Annotated in this window: 15 protein-coding genes; 3 read left to right on the top strand and 12 right to left on the bottom strand. The window is 38.3% G+C overall.

All coding sequences use genetic code 11. From position 1 onward, the window contains the following. Positions 1-130: 130 nt before the first annotated feature. The gene (locus JOC54_RS05715) at positions 131-685 is read left to right on the top strand and encodes a LemA family protein (RefSeq protein ID WP_094190068.1); all 555 of its coding nucleotides are present in this window, start codon (positions 131-133) and stop codon (positions 683-685) included. 13 nt (positions 686-698) lie between these two features. After that, positions 699-1574 (top strand): zinc metalloprotease HtpX, encoded by an 876-nt coding sequence (htpX, locus tag JOC54_RS05710; RefSeq protein ID WP_035418553.1) that lies wholly within the window; start codon positions 699-701, stop codon positions 1572-1574. Positions 1575-1615: 41 nt separating this feature from the next. Here the strand turns inward: htpX and JOC54_RS05705 are convergent, their stop codons facing one another. The 12 genes from JOC54_RS05705 to nfsA form a co-directional block, all read right to left on the bottom strand. Continuing rightward, a complete protein-coding gene (locus tag JOC54_RS05705; protein WP_204465065.1) occupies positions 1616-2818 on the bottom strand; it encodes an aminotransferase-like domain-containing protein in 1203 nt (400 codons plus the stop codon). Positions 2819-2956: 138 nt separating this feature from the next. Continuing rightward, complete coding sequence (locus JOC54_RS05700; RefSeq protein WP_204465063.1) at positions 2957-4771, bottom strand: ABC transporter ATP-binding protein; 1815 nt, start codon at positions 4769-4771, stop codon at positions 2957-2959. A 14-nt stretch (positions 4772-4785) separates the two neighbouring features. Then, the gene (locus JOC54_RS05695) at positions 4786-6534 is read right to left on the bottom strand and encodes an ABC transporter ATP-binding protein (RefSeq protein WP_204465061.1); all 1749 of its coding nucleotides are present in this window, start codon (positions 6532-6534) and stop codon (positions 4786-4788) included. Positions 6535-6694: 160 nt separating this feature from the next. Then, positions 6695-8095, bottom strand: coding sequence for a SpoVR family protein (locus tag JOC54_RS05690; RefSeq protein WP_204465060.1), 1401 nt, complete (start codon positions 8093-8095; stop codon positions 6695-6697). A 100-nt stretch (positions 8096-8195) separates the two neighbouring features. Continuing rightward, positions 8196-9935 (bottom strand): phospho-sugar mutase, encoded by a 1740-nt coding sequence (locus tag JOC54_RS05685; protein WP_204465059.1) that lies wholly within the window; start codon positions 9933-9935, stop codon positions 8196-8198. Between the two features lie 69 nt (positions 9936-10004). Beyond that, positions 10005-11627 carry a glycerol-3-phosphate dehydrogenase/oxidase gene (locus JOC54_RS05680; protein ID WP_204465058.1) on the bottom strand — a complete coding sequence of 541 codons (1623 nt, stop codon included), beginning with the start codon at positions 11625-11627 and terminating at the stop codon, positions 10005-10007. A gap of 61 nt (positions 11628-11688) precedes the next feature. Beyond that, positions 11689-12387, bottom strand: coding sequence for a DNA/RNA nuclease SfsA (gene sfsA / locus JOC54_RS05675; RefSeq protein ID WP_239586617.1), 699 nt, complete (start codon positions 12385-12387; stop codon positions 11689-11691). Positions 12388-12421: 34 nt separating this feature from the next. Beyond that, a complete protein-coding gene (locus JOC54_RS05670) occupies positions 12422-12811 on the bottom strand; it encodes a hypothetical protein (RefSeq protein WP_051991123.1) in 390 nt (129 codons plus the stop codon). An 88-nt stretch (positions 12812-12899) separates the two neighbouring features. After that, complete coding sequence (locus JOC54_RS05665) at positions 12900-14438, bottom strand: bifunctional GNAT family N-acetyltransferase/carbon-nitrogen hydrolase family protein (protein WP_204465056.1); 1539 nt, start codon at positions 14436-14438, stop codon at positions 12900-12902. 153 nt (positions 14439-14591) lie between these two features. Next, entirely contained in the window at positions 14592-15320 is a 729-nt protein-coding gene (locus JOC54_RS05660) for a glycerophosphodiester phosphodiesterase (RefSeq protein WP_204465054.1), read from the bottom strand. Positions 15321-15352: 32 nt separating this feature from the next. After that, complete coding sequence (locus JOC54_RS05655; protein WP_204465052.1) at positions 15353-15994, bottom strand: fumarylacetoacetate hydrolase family protein; 642 nt, start codon at positions 15992-15994, stop codon at positions 15353-15355. Next, complete coding sequence (gene nfsA / locus JOC54_RS05650) at positions 15994-16770, bottom strand: oxygen-insensitive NADPH nitroreductase (protein WP_204465050.1); 777 nt, start codon at positions 16768-16770, stop codon at positions 15994-15996. The genes JOC54_RS05655 and nfsA overlap by 1 nt, the downstream gene beginning before the upstream one ends. A 172-nt stretch (positions 16771-16942) precedes the next feature. Between nfsA and JOC54_RS05645 the strand changes: the two genes are divergently transcribed. Then, positions 16943-18127: a DUF418 domain-containing protein gene (locus JOC54_RS05645; RefSeq protein ID WP_204465048.1), complete on the top strand. Its 1185-nt coding sequence runs from the start codon at positions 16943-16945 to the stop codon at positions 18125-18127. Positions 18128-18146: the final 19 nt, after the last annotated feature.

Below are 18146 nucleotides of genomic sequence, written 5' to 3'. Positions count from 1 at the left end.
AACATATGGCGCTTCCGTCTGTTAATGACACTATTCTTTACCGTTTAAAGGAGATGTGCTAGTATTTCTTGTTAAAAAGGAAACCATAAGGAAGGCAAACTCGTACTTAAAATAGAAAGGTGGAATGACCATGTTAATTGGTGTGATTTTAGCAATTGCTATTGGGGTTATTATCCTAGCTTGGATTGTAAGCTATAACTCCCTCGTTAAACATCGAAACTGGGTCGAAGAATCTTGGGCCCAAATTGATGTACAACTCAAGAGACGTTTTGATCTAATTCCTAATTTAGTGGAAACCGTAAAAGGCTATGCAACACATGAACAAGAAACATTAACAAAAGTAATTGAGAAGCGCAATGTGATTGCTGAGCCTAATGCTAGTCGAAGCGAGCGAGTCGAACAAGATGCAGAATTAAATGGTTTGTTAAGGCAATTGTTTGCCTTAAGTGAATCGTATCCAGATTTAAAAGCCAATCAGAATTTTCTTCAGCTTCAAGAAGAATTGGCTGGTACCGAAAACAAAATCGCTTATGCTCGGCAAGCTTACAACTCAATGGTCATGCGCTACAATACGAAGGTCGATTCCTTCCCAAGTAACTTCATTGCTTCTGTTCACTCTTTTACCCGCAACGATATGCTTGATATTCCTGATGAAGAAAAAGAACCTGTTCAAGTTCGTTTTTAAGGAGTGAAGACCTTTGTTTTATACTCAAATATCACGTAATAAACGAAATACGGTCTTACTCGTTGGCTTATTTATTATCATTGTATTAGCAATTGGTGCTGCTGTTACCTATGTCCGAACGGGTAATTACATTAGTGGCATAATTATTGCTGCAGTCATTGCGGGAATCTATACCATTATAATGATTGCTTCGAGCACAAATGTTGTTATGAGGATGAATCATGCGAGAGAAGTAACTTCTTCAAAAGATCAAGCATTCTTATGGCATACCGTTGAAGGTCTTTCAATTGCAGCTCGAATTCCAATGCCTAAAATTTTCATTATTGAGGATTCAAGCCCCAATGCTTTTGCAACTGGTATTTCACCAAAATCTGGTGCAGTTGCTGTAACAACCGGATTAATGAATCGGTTATCGCGAGAAGAAATTGAAGGAGTCCTCGCTCATGAAATCGCTCATGTCCGAAATTATGATATTAGGCTATCTACAATTGCCGTAGCGCTTGTATCAGCAATCGCCATATTAAGTGATCTTGGAATGAGGTTTTTTATATTTTCCGGTGGCCGCAATAACAATAATAAACACCCGCTTGTAATGGTAATAGCGATTGTCCTTATTCTCCTTGCTCCTGTTGTTGCGGTTGTCATGCAGCTTGCTATTTCTCGTAATCGCGAATACCTAGCTGATGCCAGTGCAGTTGAATTAACGCGAAATCCCGATGCACTAGCAAGAGCATTAGAGAATATTACGAATGTGGAAAGACCGGTAGAAGAAGCATCTAGCTCAACTGCCTCACTTTACTTTGCTGATCCACTAAAAAAGAAAGCGGCGCAATTGTTTTCAACGCATCCCAACCCAGAAGAAAGAATTCGTCGGTTGCGAGCAATGTAGGCACATAAAAAGAGCCACTGTCAAACTGACAGTGGCTCGCTTTATTTCAATAACACGCTTTCTTTATTCACTTCACGAAACATCGATGTTAATAATTCCATACCAACCTGAATTTGTTCTTCTGTAGCATGTGTAAAGTTAAGGCGTAACGTATTTTGCATAGGTTTACCAGCAAAGAAAGGAGCTCCGGGCACGTATGCGATTCCCTTTTCAACTGCACGAGGCAATAAGGCTTCCATATTTAACATTGGCTTTGTTTCCAACCATAAAAACATTCCGCCTTTTGGTTCCACAAAATGAATTTCGCCTTCTTCTTTCGCCCTTGTTAAACTTTCGACCATTGCTGTCTTCCGTTTAGCGTAGACGGAACGAATAGAATCTATGTGCCCATCTAAATCAAAATGCGTGCATAACTCAAACAACGCTTGATGAGCCAAAGAATTAGAGTGTAAATCATTTGCTTGTTTAGCTTGGGCCATCATACGAATAATTTGATAAGGTCCAACAATCCAACCTGTTCGTAATGCCGGTACGGCTGTTTTCGAAAATGTACTTGTATATAATACATGTGACCCTTTATCAAGTGCTGCGATAGGCGTATAGCCTTCACCAGTAAATTGAATATCTCCGTAAGGATCATCCTCAAAAACGAGCACGTGATACTTGTGGATTATTTTAACAAGGTCGATACGACGCTCTAACGTCCAAACACGTCCAGATGGGTTTGAAAATGTTGGGACAACATACATCATTTTTGGTTTGTATTGCTTTATTTTATCCTGCAAATCCGCCATAACCATTCCGTCCTCATCACATTTCACTGGAATAATTCTAGCTTCATATGATTGAAAAACTTGCAGCGCAGCTAAATAAGTTGGTTCCTCTGTTAAGATGACATCGCCAGGGCTAATCATCACTCTAGCAAATAAATCAATTGCCTGTTGAGAACCTGTTGTTAGTAAAACATCATCTGCTGTAAAGCCAGTAATTGCTTTCTTTTGCATTCTTTCAATGATCACTTCTCTAAGCGGCCTATAGCCTTCTGTCTCTCCATATTGAAGCGCCTTATTGCCTTTTGCCAGTGCTCTTGAAAAGGCATCTGTAATGGCTCTTGTTGGAAAAAGTTCATCATCTGGAAGTCCACCGGCAAATGAAATGACATCACCTTGGTTAACAATTTTCAAAATATCGCGTACGGCTGATGATTGTAGATGTCGTACCCGTTTAGCGAACGCATATTTCATCTCTTATCTCCCGCTTTCTCTTTTTTCTGTCTCTTTAAATCAGTGAAGTGTTTTCATTCTAAAGCATTTCACGAAAAAGTCAATCTATTTAAAGAAAAAGCCTTCTCTCTATTTTATTAGAAAGAAAGCTGTGTCTTTTTACTCTTTAATTGCTGAAAACTGCGATTTAACAAGGCCAAAATAAATCCCTTTTTGATCAATTAATTGATCATGCGTTCCTTGCTCCATCACATTACCTTGTTCTAACACAATGATATTATCTGAATCACGAATTGTTGAAAGACGGTGGGCAATCATAATGGCGGTTCTTCCCGCTAAGAGCGTTTTTAATCCTTCTTGAATTTTCAGCTCTGTTTCCGTATCAATACTCGCGGTTGCCTCATCCAAAATGAGAATTCGCGGATCTGCAAGCAGTGCACGAGCAAATGATAAAAGCTGACGTTCTCCAACCGATAAGATGCTCCCCTGTTCCTCGACTTCCGTTTGATACCCATTATCAAGCTTTTCGATGAAGCTATGAGCGCCAATTGCTTTTGCTGCTTCAATAATGTCCTCATCTGTTGCATGTGGATTACCAAAACGAATATTCTCCATAATTGTGCCAGCAAAAATAAAGGTATCTTGTAGAACATAGCTGACATTTTTTCTCAAGTCATCAATACGAATGTCGCGTAAATTCACACCATCAAGCATCACATCTCCGCTTGTTGGGTCATAAAAACGACTCATTAAGTTTACAATGGTTGATTTTCCCGAGCCGGTGTGACCCACTAACGCAACCGTTGTACCTGCATCAAATTTTAAATTGATGTTGTTTAAAGCTTTTCTCTTATCATCATAAGAAAATTCAACATTTTTGAATACAAGTTCACCTTTTACATTTGTTAACGGTTTAGCATCTTTTTTATCGACTACATTCGGTTCTTCGTCAAGGAATTCAAAGATGCGCTCACTTGATGCCATTCCAACGAGCAGTTGGTTATAAACTTGACCAAGCCGTGAAATAGGTTCCCAAAACATCCCAATATAAAAAGCAAAAGAGACAAAAACACCTAAAGTCAGATTGCTTGCATCACTTTGAATTAAGAAGGCTCCGTACCAAATTAAGATTGCTCCACCAAGGGCGCTTGCCATTTCAACAAACGGTCTAAACAATGCGTTTTGTTTCGTTGCCTCTCGCCAGCTTTCATAGTTTTGCGTGTTTACTTCATCAAAGAATTCCATATTCTCATGCTCTTGCGCGTAAGCTTGCGTGACTCGTATTCCTTGAATACTTTCATTTAAATGCGAGTTCAAGCGCGATTGACGCAAGCGCACGGTTTGCCAAGCACGACGAATTTTGCGGCGTAGCTTAGTCGAAATAAAGAACATGATTGGTAAAATGACAAGAATAAGGATCGCTAACTCTGGACTTAAGTAAAATAAAATCGCGACAATACCGATAAGCATGACAATGTCCATTAATAAATTGATTACACCGTTTGTAAACAAATCCTGTAATGAGTTCACATCATTTATAACACGAACGAGAATAGAACCTGCCGAACGTTGATCAAAAAAGCGATGCGATAAGTGCTGGATATGATCAAAAAGCTTTTTCCGGATGTCAAATATAACAAATTGACCGAGTCTGTTCATCCATCTGATTCGAAGGATATTTGCCACATAGGAAAGAATGTAAAGAATTAATACAATTCCTGCATAAAGCAGCATATCTGAGCCAGTAGCTGTGCCATTCTCTAGTTGTCCAACAGCGAATACACCGATAAAAATTGGCACAGCTAGCCTAACTGCTGTTGCAAGAAGCATCATTAGAATCGTTTTTGGCAACAACGTTTTGGCATAGGGCTTGATAAAAGTAAATAAACGCATCATTTGTTTCCAGTTAAATGGTTTTTCAATGATTTGTTCAGTTGGATAATGAAACCGAGATTTTTTTCTTGCTTGTTCCATGAATAATCACGTCCTTATGCCTTTTGGAGCACGTATTGTTGATCTTTGTTTTGAATATCATAGATTCGTTTGTATAATCCATGCTTCTGTAACAATTGCTCATGTGTTCCTTGCTGTTCTACTTCACCTTCATCCAACACATATATTTGATCACAGTGCTTAACAGATGAGATTCGGTGTGCAATAATAAACGTTGTTCTACCTTGCATTATTTCTTTCATTGCTTTTTGAATTTTCGTTTCTGTTTGCATATCGACAGCGCTAGTAGAATCATCTAACACTAGAATACTTGGGTTCATGATCATAGCTCGAGCAATAGCAATTCTTTGTTTTTGACCACCAGATAAACCTAAACCTCGTTCACCTAAGACCGTATTATAGCCATCTGGAAGAGAATCAATAAATTCATGCGCATCTGCTCGTTTTGCTGCTTCAATAATTTCCTCCATTGATGCGTTTGGATTTCCATACGCAAGATTATCACGAATAGATGAAGAGAAAAGAAATGTTTGTTGAAGGACGATACCGACATTTTGTCTTAATTCTTTTACATCGTATTCTTCAATAGGCTTGCCATCTATTACGATTTCACCGCCTGTTTTTTCATAGAAGCGAAGAATGAGCTGAATGATGCTTGATTTCCCAGCTCCTGTTGCTCCAACCAATCCAATTGTAGAACCTACAGGCGCATGTATAGTAATATTTGTGAGTGCATTTTTTGATTTATTGTTGTAGCGAAGATCAACATTTTTAAATGATACTTCACCAGCTAATTTACGGTAAGCTCCTGTTTGCTCTGGACCATTGCTTCTCTCTGGCTCATCAAGAATCTCTAAAAGTCTTTCTCCTGAAGCTTTAGATTGTGAAAACATATTAATAATAAACCCTAAATTCATAATAGGCCCAATAATAAACCAAACGAGACTAAAAAATGCGGTTAATTCACCTGGAGTTAATTGACCTTGAACGGCTAAATAACCACCAAATCCAAGTAATAATACCGCTGATATATTCCCGATTAATTCCATCAGCGGAAAATAGGTTCCCCAAATGTCTGATATATTTATGTTTTTTGTGCGGTAATCATCATTATTTGTCTCAAATCGATTTTTCTCTGTAGTTTCCTGAGATAACGCTTTTACCGTGTGCATGCCACTAACATTTTCCTGTACTTTTGTATTTAAATTAGCAAGTGACTTACGTACTTGGCGAAACCCCGGATGAACTCTTTTATCAAATTTATAAACTGCTACAGCTAAGAATGGAAGAGTAACCATTGTTACAAGAGTTAGTGGAACTGAGTAGTAAAACATGACAATCATTGCGAATCCGACGAGTAGTACGAAGTTTACAAGCTGTGCAAAGCCGAAGGAAAGAAAGAAACGAAATGCTTCTACATCTGCAGTAAGTCGTGACATTAAGTCACCGGTTTTTGCATTATCATAATAGCGAAAAGGAAGAAATTGCAGTTTTTCATACAGCGTTTGTCTCACACGATAAACCGAACGCACACCGAACAAATCACCAAAGTATTGATTTACATAAGTTGCTCCCCCTTTTAAAGCCATGATTAAAATTAACCCAACAGCTAAATAAGGAATAATACCATATTGACCATCACGAATCCCCACATCAATTGCAATCTGTAAGATTACGGGGTAAATGACGGTAATCGCTGTCACAAAAACTAACGCAACTAACGACAGAAAAAAGAACTTTTTATCTGGAAGATAAAATCGCGCAAGACGTTTAAAGGTCTGCATGCTTACATCACCTCTTTGAAAATTTACTTAGATAACCGAAATACTTTGGAGTCACAAAATTTATCTTACTCTGAAAATCTTTGACAGTCAATTGATTTGCGGGTTTTTTTTGAAAATTTATTTTTGTATGTACTTACCAATAAAAAAAGGGCTGAGCGCCCTAAAGATATTTACGGTGTATTTTGATTCCGTCATAAATAAAGGCTATTTTTTTGTCATTTACCATCGTTTCTAAATGAACCGTTCTCCCCCAGAGCTGATAGATGTAAGGTACAACCTTTTCAACATAACTGACATCTAATTCTGTTCCTTCAAACTGGTGAGAAATATACAGTTCACCATTTTTTAAATAATCCCCATCAGTGACCACCAAGTAAGGAAAACCTCCGTTTACTCTTGATTGAGTTAGTTGATCACGGACCTCTTCCCACCCTTTGTCTACAATCTTATAATCACTGCCTTGCTTTTGAAACAAATACATATCTTCTTCATGAACTAACTCTTTCGTTAAATAATTTCTGAGAAAAGACGTGTCCGATTCAATCTCTCTCACTTCGAATATTTTTTCTCGTCCACTACCTTTTTTCACACTTTGTGCACGTTCCATTTCTTTTGTTGGATTATCGTACCGTCTTTCAATATCCTCAAACATTTTCAATCCCAAGTAATAGGGGTTTATGGACGTGCGTGAAGGCTGAACCACCCCTGCATTTAATTTTGCAAATTCAACGGCTTCATCACTTGTTAGATCCATTTCACGGATAATTCTGGCATGCCAATAAGAAGCCCAACCTTCATTCATAATTTTTGTTTCCAACTGAGGCCAGAAGTAAAGCATCTCCTCCCGCATCATTGTTAGAACATCACGCTGCCATGGCTCCAACTCTCTGCTGTGTTCCTCAATAAAAGACAAGATATCTTTTTCAGGCGATGCAGGAAATCGAAGTTTATTAGTAGGCTTTTCGGGTTTTGGTGTGAATTCTAAGTTCCAAAGATCCTCATATTCCGTCTTTTTATTAACTGGACTTTCATTACGCTCATCATTCTTTACCTGCTTTGGAGTCATTAAACTGGGGTCAACATGTTCTTGAATCGCAAGTACTGCATCGAGAAAGTTTTCAACCGCTTCTTTTCCAAACTGATGTTCATAATGAGCAATTCGTTCCGCAGTTGCACTCATACTTTCTACCATGTCTTTACGAGTGTTTAAGAAGCGAATATTATTTTTAAAGAAATCACAATGAGCTAATACATGAGCAACAATTAATTTATTTTGAATGAGCGTATTACTATCTAATAAAAATGCATAGCAAGGATCTGAATTAATGACGAGCTCGTAGATCTTACTTAATCCTAAGTCATACTGAAGTTTCATTCGATGATATTGCTTCCCATAAGACCAATGACTATAGCGCGTCGGCATGCCATACGCCCCAAATGTATAAATAATATCTGCTGGACAGATTTCATAGCGCATTTGGTAGAAATCAAGACCAAACCCAGTAGCAATTTCTGTTATTTCTTGAATTGCATACTCTAATTCCTTCCATTGATTATCCAAATGTTCCCCTCCTTTTACCTCTTATACTATGAAGCGATTAAGTCGTTCATGAAGCGAAACTAGAAAAAGCACTTATCGAATTCGATAAGTGCTTTAACAATTAATTCGTAAATGCTTCCATATAGTGCATGACTGCTTTTTGTAGCTGCTCCAGTTTCTGTGTACTTTGCTCAAGTGAATGGCCTTTAACACCAAAGTAAAACTTTATTTTCGGCTCTGTTCCAGATGGCCTTACACAAAACCAAGATTCATCTGCAAGAATATATTTTAAAACATTTGATTTTGGTAATTGAATATCTTCTGTTCTATGAGTGGAGATCGATAACGCCTTACTACTTTGATAATCTTCCACACTCACGATGTCAATATCAGCCATCGTTGTTGGCGGTTGGTTTCGTAGGCTGGTTAAGATTGCAGCCATTTTCTCCGACCCTTCTTTTCCTTTAAGTGTAAGTGATTGTAAACCTTCACGGTAAAAACCATACTTCTCAAACACTTGTTGTAATGCTTCATAAACAGTTAATCCTTTGGATTGATAATGAAGTGCTAATTCTGCTGCAAACAAACAAGCTTGAACAGCATCCTTATCACGAACAAAATCTCCAATTAAGTAACCATAGCTTTCCTCATAGCCAAACAAATATTGAAATTCTCCAGTCCGTTCATATTCACCCATCTTCTCCCCGATGAATTTGAACCCTGTTAACGTATCAACTGACGTTAGTCCATGTGCTTTTGCAATCGTAGCTCCAATTTCTGAAGTAACGATGGTCTTGAGTATAATTCCATTCTCAGGTAAAGTGCCATCCTTCTTTTTTTGTTCAAGTAAATAATCAAGCATTAATGCACCTGTTTGATTCCCTGTTAACACTTCGTATTCGCCAGTTGCATTTTTTACAGCTAGTCCAACCCGGTCCGCATCTGGATCTGTTGCTAATAATATATCTGCATTCTCCGCTTCTCCGTATTCTATAGCTTTAGCAAAAGCCGCATGTTCTTCTGGATTAGGGGAAGCGACAGTTGAAAAGTTCGGATCAGGTAATTCCTGCTCTTTAACAACAGATACATTCGAAAAACCAACTTCTTCTAACACACGTCGTACGGAAATATTAGCGGTTCCATGAAGCGGTGTAAAAACAATCTTTAATTCAGATCCTTTTTCTTGCAATAGTTCTGGTTGAAGAAGAATTGACTTTAATTCTTCATTATAAGCGTCGTCAATTTCAGTAGAAACAACTTCATAAAGTTGAGCAGCTTTCAACTTAGTCTCATCTTCAACCTCAATCATTAATTCATCTTCTATTGAATTTACGCATTCGACTAGCTCATCAGCTAATTGTGGTGGAAATTGTCCGCCGTCCGCTCCATACACTTTAAATCCGTTGTATTCAGGTGGATTATGAGAAGCCGTGATTACAATACCTGCTTCTGCTTGTAGATAGCGGACTGCAAATGAAAGTTCTGGAGTTGGACGCAAGTCATGAAAAACATATGCTTTTATTCCGTGTGCTCCTAACGTGAGAGCTGCCTCATGGGCAAACTTAGCCGATTTATGCCTTGAATCAAACGCAATGACAACTCCTCTTGCTTTCCCGCCTTCTCCACGTTTTGAAATAAACCGAGCTAATCCTTCTGCTGCTTTTCGAACCGTGTATGTATTCATTCGATTTGGGCCGGGGCCAATTTCACCACGCATGCCTCCAGTACCAAATGCTAAAGTCTTATAAAAGCAATCTTCAAGTCTTTTTTCATCCTTTAGAACCTGATCCAGTTCTTGGCGGACATCTTGCTCTAACGTAGGAAATTCATCCCAGCGCTTTATTTCTGCTGCTGTATTCACAGCCTCACCCCTAAGTTCAATTTGTCATATGTCGAATCTATTGTACATGCTTTTTATATGCTAAGCCAGTTAATCTAAATCAGTCCTTCTATAGACTAATTCGATTTCACCTTCAAGTTCATCGCGATAACGGCCTTCCTGTTCTTCGGTCCAATTAAATCGATCTCTCATATATCTAAAGATAGGTTCTTTTATCGTCATGACATAATCCTTATCAAAATAGAAATATCCAGTTCTGCGAATAAGGAAATCTGCAGGACTCGTTGCCATTTCTTCTTCAATACTATAAAGCAATTCTGCAAAGACAGATTTGTTTAAACCAAATAATGTCGCTTGCTTTTTAAATGCCCACGTTCGCGCATAGAGCTGACCAACATTTGATCCGTAACGATCTACAAGCCGTTCTGCTTCTAATCGCGTTAAGTCAAACTGCAAACCTTCTTCAGCTCTTTTATTACGATAGGCACTAAAATCATTTTGTCCGCCTACATAGCCCCCAGATAGTGTTAACATATCGGTCTCACAGTTAGCAACCACTTTTAATTCTTTACAAATCCAGCTTGTGATCTGTTCAGCAAATAAACGATATCTTGTATGTTGACCACAGACAACCGTTAGTAAGCCAGACTCAGACACAAACCAATCATTTCGTTTTACAATTCCTTTTTTATTTTTATATTGCTCCAGCACAATTGGACGATGTAAGAGCCATTTTGTTTCAATATCTTTTTCGGTTAAGTTTATCTCTTCCAACAATTGATTGAGCATCTCAATTATTTCAATCCAGGTAACTTTTTCAATGATCTCGGTAGAAGTTAACGAGATAATAACGTTCTTATCTCTTGGAATAATACTAAGCAAGCGGCGTTGATCCATTTCTAGATAGACAATATGTTGAAAGGGGATTTTTTCTTTGGAGATGGTCATAAAGCGATCTGTTAAATAACTAATTGTCTTTGTCGTTTTAGACCGATCCTGCTCTCTGAGTGAATCTACCCATGCTCCACTGGCATTCACAATTTTCTTGGCAAACACTTTGTGCATTTCACCCGTTAATTGGTCAATCATTAATACACCTGTAGCCATTCCATTTTCATAGAGAAAGCTTTCTACTTTAAGGTAATTTAATGCAATGAGACCTCTATGTCTGCCCTCTTTTAATAGATCAAATGTTAAACGCGTCTCATCTCGACAATACTCAGTAGAGACAGCAGCACCTTTTATTGTTTTTTTTGATAAAGCTGGAGCTAATTTCAGCAACTCTTTTCTAGAAATCGATTTACGTTTCTCTCTTAATGCCATATCAGAAATTCGTTCAATCATCTTAGAACTAATTGAATGTTTACCAAAAAAATTTGTGCGATACGAAGGCAAAATTAATGGAGTTTGTCTCATTAAATGAGGAGCATTCTCTTGTAAAATCAATCGTTCTTTAATTGATTCTGTGTGCCATTTCATATCAAGTTGACTTCCTTGTCTCATTTCGTTATGGAATAGACTCGCCCAATAGCTTGAACTTCCTGAGGCAAAATCCTGCATATCAACAAGACCTGTTTTTAACCCTCGAACCACAGCGTCCAATGCGATACCTGCACCGGTTACTCCTCCACCAATAATGAGCACATCAAGTTCGGTTTCTTTTAATGAATTGATATATGCTCCGCGGTCTTCATTCGAAAAAGAATGAACCATAAGCCCTCTCCTTACTTTAGCGATCTACATACCTAAATCATAACATTATTTTACAGTCAAATCAGACGAAAACAGGAATTTGTTTAGAAATCTCTATTCTTTCAGTATTGATAACAGTTCCTACAGCAAAAACGTGTACGCCTTGCTCCACAGCATCTTCTATTGCTTTAGCGAAAACCGGATCTATTGTAGCTTCCATTGAAACAGACTGAATATCTTCTCGTTGAGCTACGAATAAAATACAAGATTGATAGTTTCCTAATTGAGCAAGCTGTGTTAATTCTTTGACATGCTTAGCACCACGATTTGTCACTGCGTCAGGGAAAAAACCTTTCTCATTTCTAGCTAATGTAACACTTTTCACTTCAACAAGTAATTTAGCTCCGTCATGATTTGCGAGTAAGAAATCAAATCTAGAATGGTCCACACGATATTCTCTTTTTTCTAAGGTCCACCCTTTAAAAAATGGCAGGCGATCCGTCAATAAAGCCTCTTCTATAAGCGTATTGGCTAATGTTGTTTTTAATGAGACAAGAGTACCAGCATCTGTCTCGCATAATATAGCAGTCCAGTTTGTTTTTCGTAAAGGGTTGTCTGCATATTGTATCCAAACAACCGCATCTACTACTAATAATTCTTTTAATCTTCCCGGATCAGGCAAATGCGCTTCAATTTGTTCACCTGTCTGATCGATTTTCAGTACTAATACAAACCGATTGAGTCGCCTTATAAAACGCGTTTTAGTTAACCGATCAAACATATACAAGAATGGTCACTCCTTATTTTCCACTTACTTATTTAACATCTATTATCATATCAGCCGTAAAATTATTTGAAAATGTTTTCGCTTCCACGGCACCACGCCATAAACCAGCTTGATCAAACCTTGCTTCTCCTTCATATAAACCATCTTCAACATGATGAAATAATACGTTAATGAGGCTACCTTCTAATTCAAAAGTAGCTGTAACAGTTGCTCGCTGAAAGCCACTCCCGGTCTCTTCAATTAAGAAGAGCTGCAAGTCTGTTGTCGTATATGCAAACACATCTGTAACAACTGGTTGGATGACGAGTTGATGATCTTGATCATATGATTTGATTGATACGATAAACCAAACGGCTGAAATAAGAAGAATAAATAAACTCACTTGACGCAAATGAATAGGTTGAATTGAGGGATTCAAGATGAATACTCCTTTTCTCATCCATTCTACCCACAGCATCATTCGATTAATCAAAGAAAGACGCCTAAATTAAGGCGTCTGCTTACAGTTATTGTTTATATACGACATGATAAATGTCATCTCGACGGTCTCTTAGCTGATTTACACTGCCAGAACGACGATGACGACGAAGAATTTCTAGATCAACATCTCCTACTACAACGGTCTCGATATTTGGGCTGCATTCCCCAACAATTCCATCTCGTGGGAAAGTGAAATCCGAAGGTGTAAATATACCGGATTGAGCGTATTGAATGTCCATGTTTGCTACATCTGATAAGTTCCCGACAGTTCCAGAGATAACCGTGTAGACTTGGTTTTCAATTGCTCTTGCTTGCGAGCAGTAACGAACGCGCAAATACCCTTGTCGATCGTCTGTACAGAATGGGGAAAAGATAATGTTCGCTCCTTTATCAGTCGCAATTCGACCAAGCTCGGGAAATTCAATGTCGTAACAAATTTGAATCGCTATTTTTCCACAATCTGTATCAAACACTTTTACTTCATCTCCACCGTGGATCCCCCAAAACAAGCGTTCATTAGGCGTAACATGAAGTTTATATTGTTTTTCAATTGTTCCATCTCGTCTAAACAAATAACTAATATTATAAATCTTACCTTCTTCTTCTACGTAATGAGAACCACCAATGATGTTCACATTGTATTTCACGGCTAAAGTTGTGAAAAGCTCAATATAGTCTTCAGTAAACTCAGTTAAACGTCTTATTGCTCGACTTGGACTTTTCTCAGGGAGAAACGATAACAATTGTAATGTGAAAATTTCTGGAAATACCGCAAAGTCTGATTGATAGCTAGCTGCCACATCCGTGTAATATTCACATTGAACAGCAAAATCTTCAAACGAAGAAATTTTCTTCATCTCATATTGAATCGTTGTTATCCGAACAGGAAAAGATGTTTTGAACCGCCGTTTTGGTGTCGATGGTTGGTAGTCAATGTTATTCCACTCCATCAAGGTCGCGTAACGCATACTCGCTTTATCATCATCTAAATAGTTCGCATTAACACGTTTTAGCGAAAAACCATTAATGACTTGGAACGTTAAAACGGGGTCATAAATGTTGTGCATCGTCACTTCATCAACGTATTCCCGCGGTGTATACTTGTCGGCATGTTTATAATAATTTGGAATTCTGCCGCCGATAATAATACTCTTTAAATTCCACTCGCGCGTTAGTTCTTTTCTTGCTTCATATAAGCGACGCCCAATTTTCATTCTACGATAATCGGGATGAACCATTACCTCAATTCCATAAAGGTTGTATCCATCTGGATCGTGGTTCGTTATATATCCTTGGTCTGTAATTTCATCCCATGTATGCTGATCGTCATACTCATCAAAGTTAATAATTAAACTAGAGCAGGATCCAATAATTTCTCCGTCATACTCGACACAAAATTGACCTTCCGGAAAAACAGAGATATGGCTTTTTAGCTCTTCATAGCGCCATGGCTCCATATTTTTAAAACATAAGCTTGATAACTTAATAATATCTTCAAAATCCTTTTCTTCGATATTACGAAGAATGATTTTCTTTTCAAATTTAGATACATCTATTTCTTTCATTTTAACTGATCACCCCTTGCAAACATATGAAATTAATTCATTCAGTAGTGTACCTTTTTTCACTCCATTTGAATAGTATTTTACCCGCTTTTTACTGATTTAAAAGAACTAAGGTAACAGAGGAAAAGGAAAGCCAGCGCGGCTTTCCTTCTTCTATAAATGATCACGGACATGAATAGCTCTGGCCGGAAAATCACTAAATATTGTAGCGATCCCAGTATTCATTAACTTTTTTAGAGTCAATGTATCGTTTGTAGAATGGGCACCGACAGACATATCATACTCTTCTAGTTGATGAACCAACTCTCTAGAGACATATTGAGCCCCGAGAAAGTAACTTTTTGCCTGCATACTGTTTAAATAATGCACGGCATCCCATAACCGTCCCTCCATTAATGGAGCAATGGTTAACTGATGACTAGCCGTTTTGATCTCGCTTAATAAAATATGGTCATAAGAGGCAAGGACTACGCGATGTTTCATTTCCTCTTGGTCAACAAGAGGAATGATTGTATCCAACAATTGTTTAGAATTGACGTTATAACTTCTTAACTCCATAACTACTTGCAGTTTTGATTGATCCTTTAACCAACTAATACAATCTTCTAGCAGCAAAACAGGCTCTCTTATTTGCGCATTGTGGTGCGCAGCTGCATTTAGTTGTTTCAATTCATTCGCTGTATAATGACTAACAAGCCCTTGACCATCCGTGGTTCTGTTCACTGTTCGGTCATGGATTAGAACGGGAATAAAATCTTTAGAAAGCTGAACACTTAAAGTAACCCCGTCTGCATTCGCTTTTACCGCTTGTTGAAATGCCTTTAATGTATTCTCTGGAAATGAACCCGAAGCGCCACGATGAGCAAAGATTAATGGCTTCATTGACTGCCTCAACTCCTTTCTCAAGTCCGCTTTTATGATTCAATCTTCACCAGGAATTGTCCTTTTAAATCGCCTGCAAAATACATCTGAAATTCATCTTTATTCTGAATTGGACCAACCCCTTCTGGTGTACCAGTAAAGAGTAAATCTCCCTTTTTAAGCCCAAATTCACGCTGGCACTCCTCCAGTAACTTACTACAGCTAAAAATCATCTGTTCTGAATAGCCTTTTTGAACCGTCTCACCTTGCTTGACCAATGAGAAAGGAATTTGTTTTAATTCATTTTCTCCAGGAAACGGAAAGAATTCGGATAAAATCGTTGCATTACGGAACCCTTTTGCACGAAGCCACGGATGCCCTTTCTTTTTTAACTGCGCCTGAATATCCCTCAATGTTAAGTCAATTCCTAATGCCATTTCTGTAACAATATCGTCTAACAGGTCGCCCTCTTCAACGTCTTTACCAATCTTTAACACAAGCTCAAGTTCATAATGAACTTCTCCTTTACTCCCTGGAAAAGTGAGCTCATTCCCATCTGCGAAAGCAAGTGAACTTAATGGCTTAGAAAAAAGCAACGGTTCATCCGGAATATCATTGCCAAGTTCTTCAGCATGTTTCGCATAATTCCTACCGACACAATAAATATCTCTTATTGATTCTATTGAATGATTCATTATACATCTCCCCCATCCTGCATCATTCTCGTTTCACTATGACGCTCATGTAAAAAACCTTGTTCTTTCAAAAATTGGTCTAGATGAGGACGCTTTCTCATTTTTGTATACTCGGCCATCGCTTTAGTCCAACCTGTTGTGCGTTTACCATTTGTTCGCTCTGTATAATATTGACTCATTTCTGTGTCATAGGTTTGAATGTATTGGTCTTGCTCATGATTGTATTCTTCCATATGTACAATTGCTGGTTGAGGCAATCGCGGCTTCTGATCAACCTCTTGGTTAGGATACCCGACAGCAAGTCCCATTACCGGAAAAGAATGTTGAGGTAATGTAAGCAACTCACAAACTTCACGCGGGTTGTTTCGAATTCCACCAATCATTACTCCACCCAATTGTAGTGATTCAGCTGCAAGTAGCATATTCTGTGCTACAAGAGCTGCATCAACGGCACCAACTAGCATTTGTTCCACTCCGCCAATGTCAAATGAAACCTGATGTTCAGTACTTGCTGCTTTATGTCTAGAGAAATCACAGCAGATAACAAAAAAGACAGGGCACTCTTCAACCCAACGCTGTCCGCCAGTTAACTCAGCTAATCGCTTTTTCTTTTCATCGTCTTGAACGACAATGATTGAATAGGCCTGAACATGATTAGACGTAGAGGCCCATCTTGCTGCCGTTGTAATTCGTTCAATTTCTTTAGTAGACACAGCTTGGTGCTTATAAGCACGTATTGAACGGTGTGCACTCATCTGTTTCAAAACTTCATTCATCTCTCTGTCCTCCTACACATTCTTAGCCTTCATTTAACGCAAGAACTCACCTTTTCAGTGTACTAAATTAACATGAAAATAGAAATAGATTGAAGTCTACCTTTTCACTTTCGATAAGATATGGCATGATTAATGGAAATTACATACACATATTGTTTAAAGGAGACAAATGATGAACGGAATTAACACAAATCAAAATCGAATCGTTTCTCTTGATGTTATGCGGGGGGTTGCCTTACTTGGTATACTCATTGCGAATAGCATTGTATTTCAGTTTGGTATGCTCGGCAGTGTTCAACCTGTCACGGGAATGTATCAGAATGGTCAACTTGATGAAGCTACTCATTTCCTTATACGATTTTTAGTAGATGGAAGTTTTATTACCCTCTTTTCATTTTTATTTGGTTATGGCATGTCGCTGCAAAAACAGCGCTTAACGGAACGATTAACAAGCTACTCTCCTGTTTTTTGGAGAAGAACGACCTTGTTGTTACTCTTTGGACTTATTCATTTACTCTTTATTTGGCGCGGGGACATCCTTGTTACATACGCATTAACAGCCATGCTGCTTTTTGCTTTTCTCTTCCTTTCAACAAGGGGGATTGGTATCAGTGCTCTTATTTGGTTCGCCGCAATCGCCTTAATGGTTCTGTTACCAGACATGGGTGAAGTGACACCTCCTGCTTTTTACACAGTGGAACAAGCAATTATTAGTGAAGGCAGCTATAGTGACCATGTTCTTTTGAGATCAACTTATGATTTAATTGGTATCTCAGCAGGTAATGGTGCTTTATTTGTTTTTGGAGAGATCTTTTTCCAACTGTCCGCAGTCATCACCGTTATGCCGATGTTTTTAATTGGTGCTTACGTTGCTCGAAAAAAATGGCTTGAAGATATTACTCAACATAAGCGGCTCTTTTTCATCAGCATTCCGCTGTTCCTGATTGTTGGTTTGATTGCTAAATTTCCAAATGCTTATGTTGAAGGAACAAACTCACAGCTTGAGCTACTCTCTTATTCAATTGGCGCGCCGGCACTTGCACTATTTTACGCTGGGTGTATTGCGCTGCTTGTCCATTACTTAGGAAACCAGCTCTTTGCCCCTTTCGCAGCTGTTGGTAAAATGGCCTTCACAAATTATTTATTCCAATCGATTGTTTTTACTTTCTTGTTTGCTGGTTATGGGTTTGGCTTGTTTGCAGAACTTGGACTTTTTTACGGAACACTAATAGCAATTGGATTTTATCTCATCCAAGTTCTCGCAAGTACCGTTTGGTTGCGGTTCTTCTTAATGGGACCTTTAGAATGGATTTGGCGAGCTGGTACCTATTTAAAAGCACCTAAACTAAAACGCTAGACAAAAAAGAGAAAGCCCT

It is taken from the genome of Shouchella xiaoxiensis (assembly GCF_016907895.1).
Lineage (GTDB): Bacteria > Bacillota > Bacilli > Bacillales > Bacillaceae_D > Shouchella > Shouchella xiaoxiensis.
This window is presented reverse-complemented; position numbering and strand designations above follow the sequence as displayed.

Excerpts from the sequence above, each read along its gene's own strand:
- JOC54_RS05715 (WP_094190068.1), top strand. The coding sequence starts at position 131 with ATGTTAATTGGTGTGATTTTAGCAATTGCTATTGGGGTTATTATCCTA.
- JOC54_RS05705 (WP_204465065.1), bottom strand. The coding sequence starts at position 2,818 with ATGAAATATGCGTTCGCTAAACGGGTACGACATCTACAATCATCAGCC.
- JOC54_RS05700 (WP_204465063.1), bottom strand. The coding sequence starts at position 4,771 with ATGGAACAAGCAAGAAAAAAATCTCGGTTTCATTATCCAACTGAACAA.
- JOC54_RS05695 (WP_204465061.1), bottom strand. The coding sequence starts at position 6,534 with ATGCAGACCTTTAAACGTCTTGCGCGATTTTATCTTCCAGATAAAAAG.
- JOC54_RS05680 (WP_204465058.1), bottom strand. The coding sequence starts at position 11,627 with ATGGTTCATTCTTTTTCGAATGAAGACCGCGGAGCATATATCAATTCA.
- sfsA (WP_239586617.1), bottom strand. The coding sequence starts at position 12,387 with ATGTTTGATCGGTTAACTAAAACGCGTTTTATAAGGCGACTCAATCGG.
- JOC54_RS05665 (WP_204465056.1), bottom strand. The coding sequence starts at position 14,438 with ATGAAAGAAATAGATGTATCTAAATTTGAAAAGAAAATCATTCTTCGT.
- JOC54_RS05660 (WP_204465054.1), bottom strand. The coding sequence starts at position 15,320 with ATGAAGCCATTAATCTTTGCTCATCGTGGCGCTTCGGGTTCATTTCCA.
- JOC54_RS05655 (WP_204465052.1), bottom strand. The coding sequence starts at position 15,994 with ATGAATCATTCAATAGAATCAATAAGAGATATTTATTGTGTCGGTAGG.
- nfsA (WP_204465050.1), bottom strand. The coding sequence starts at position 16,770 with ATGAATGAAGTTTTGAAACAGATGAGTGCACACCGTTCAATACGTGCT.
- JOC54_RS05645 (WP_204465048.1), top strand. The coding sequence starts at position 16,943 with ATGAACGGAATTAACACAAATCAAAATCGAATCGTTTCTCTTGATGTT.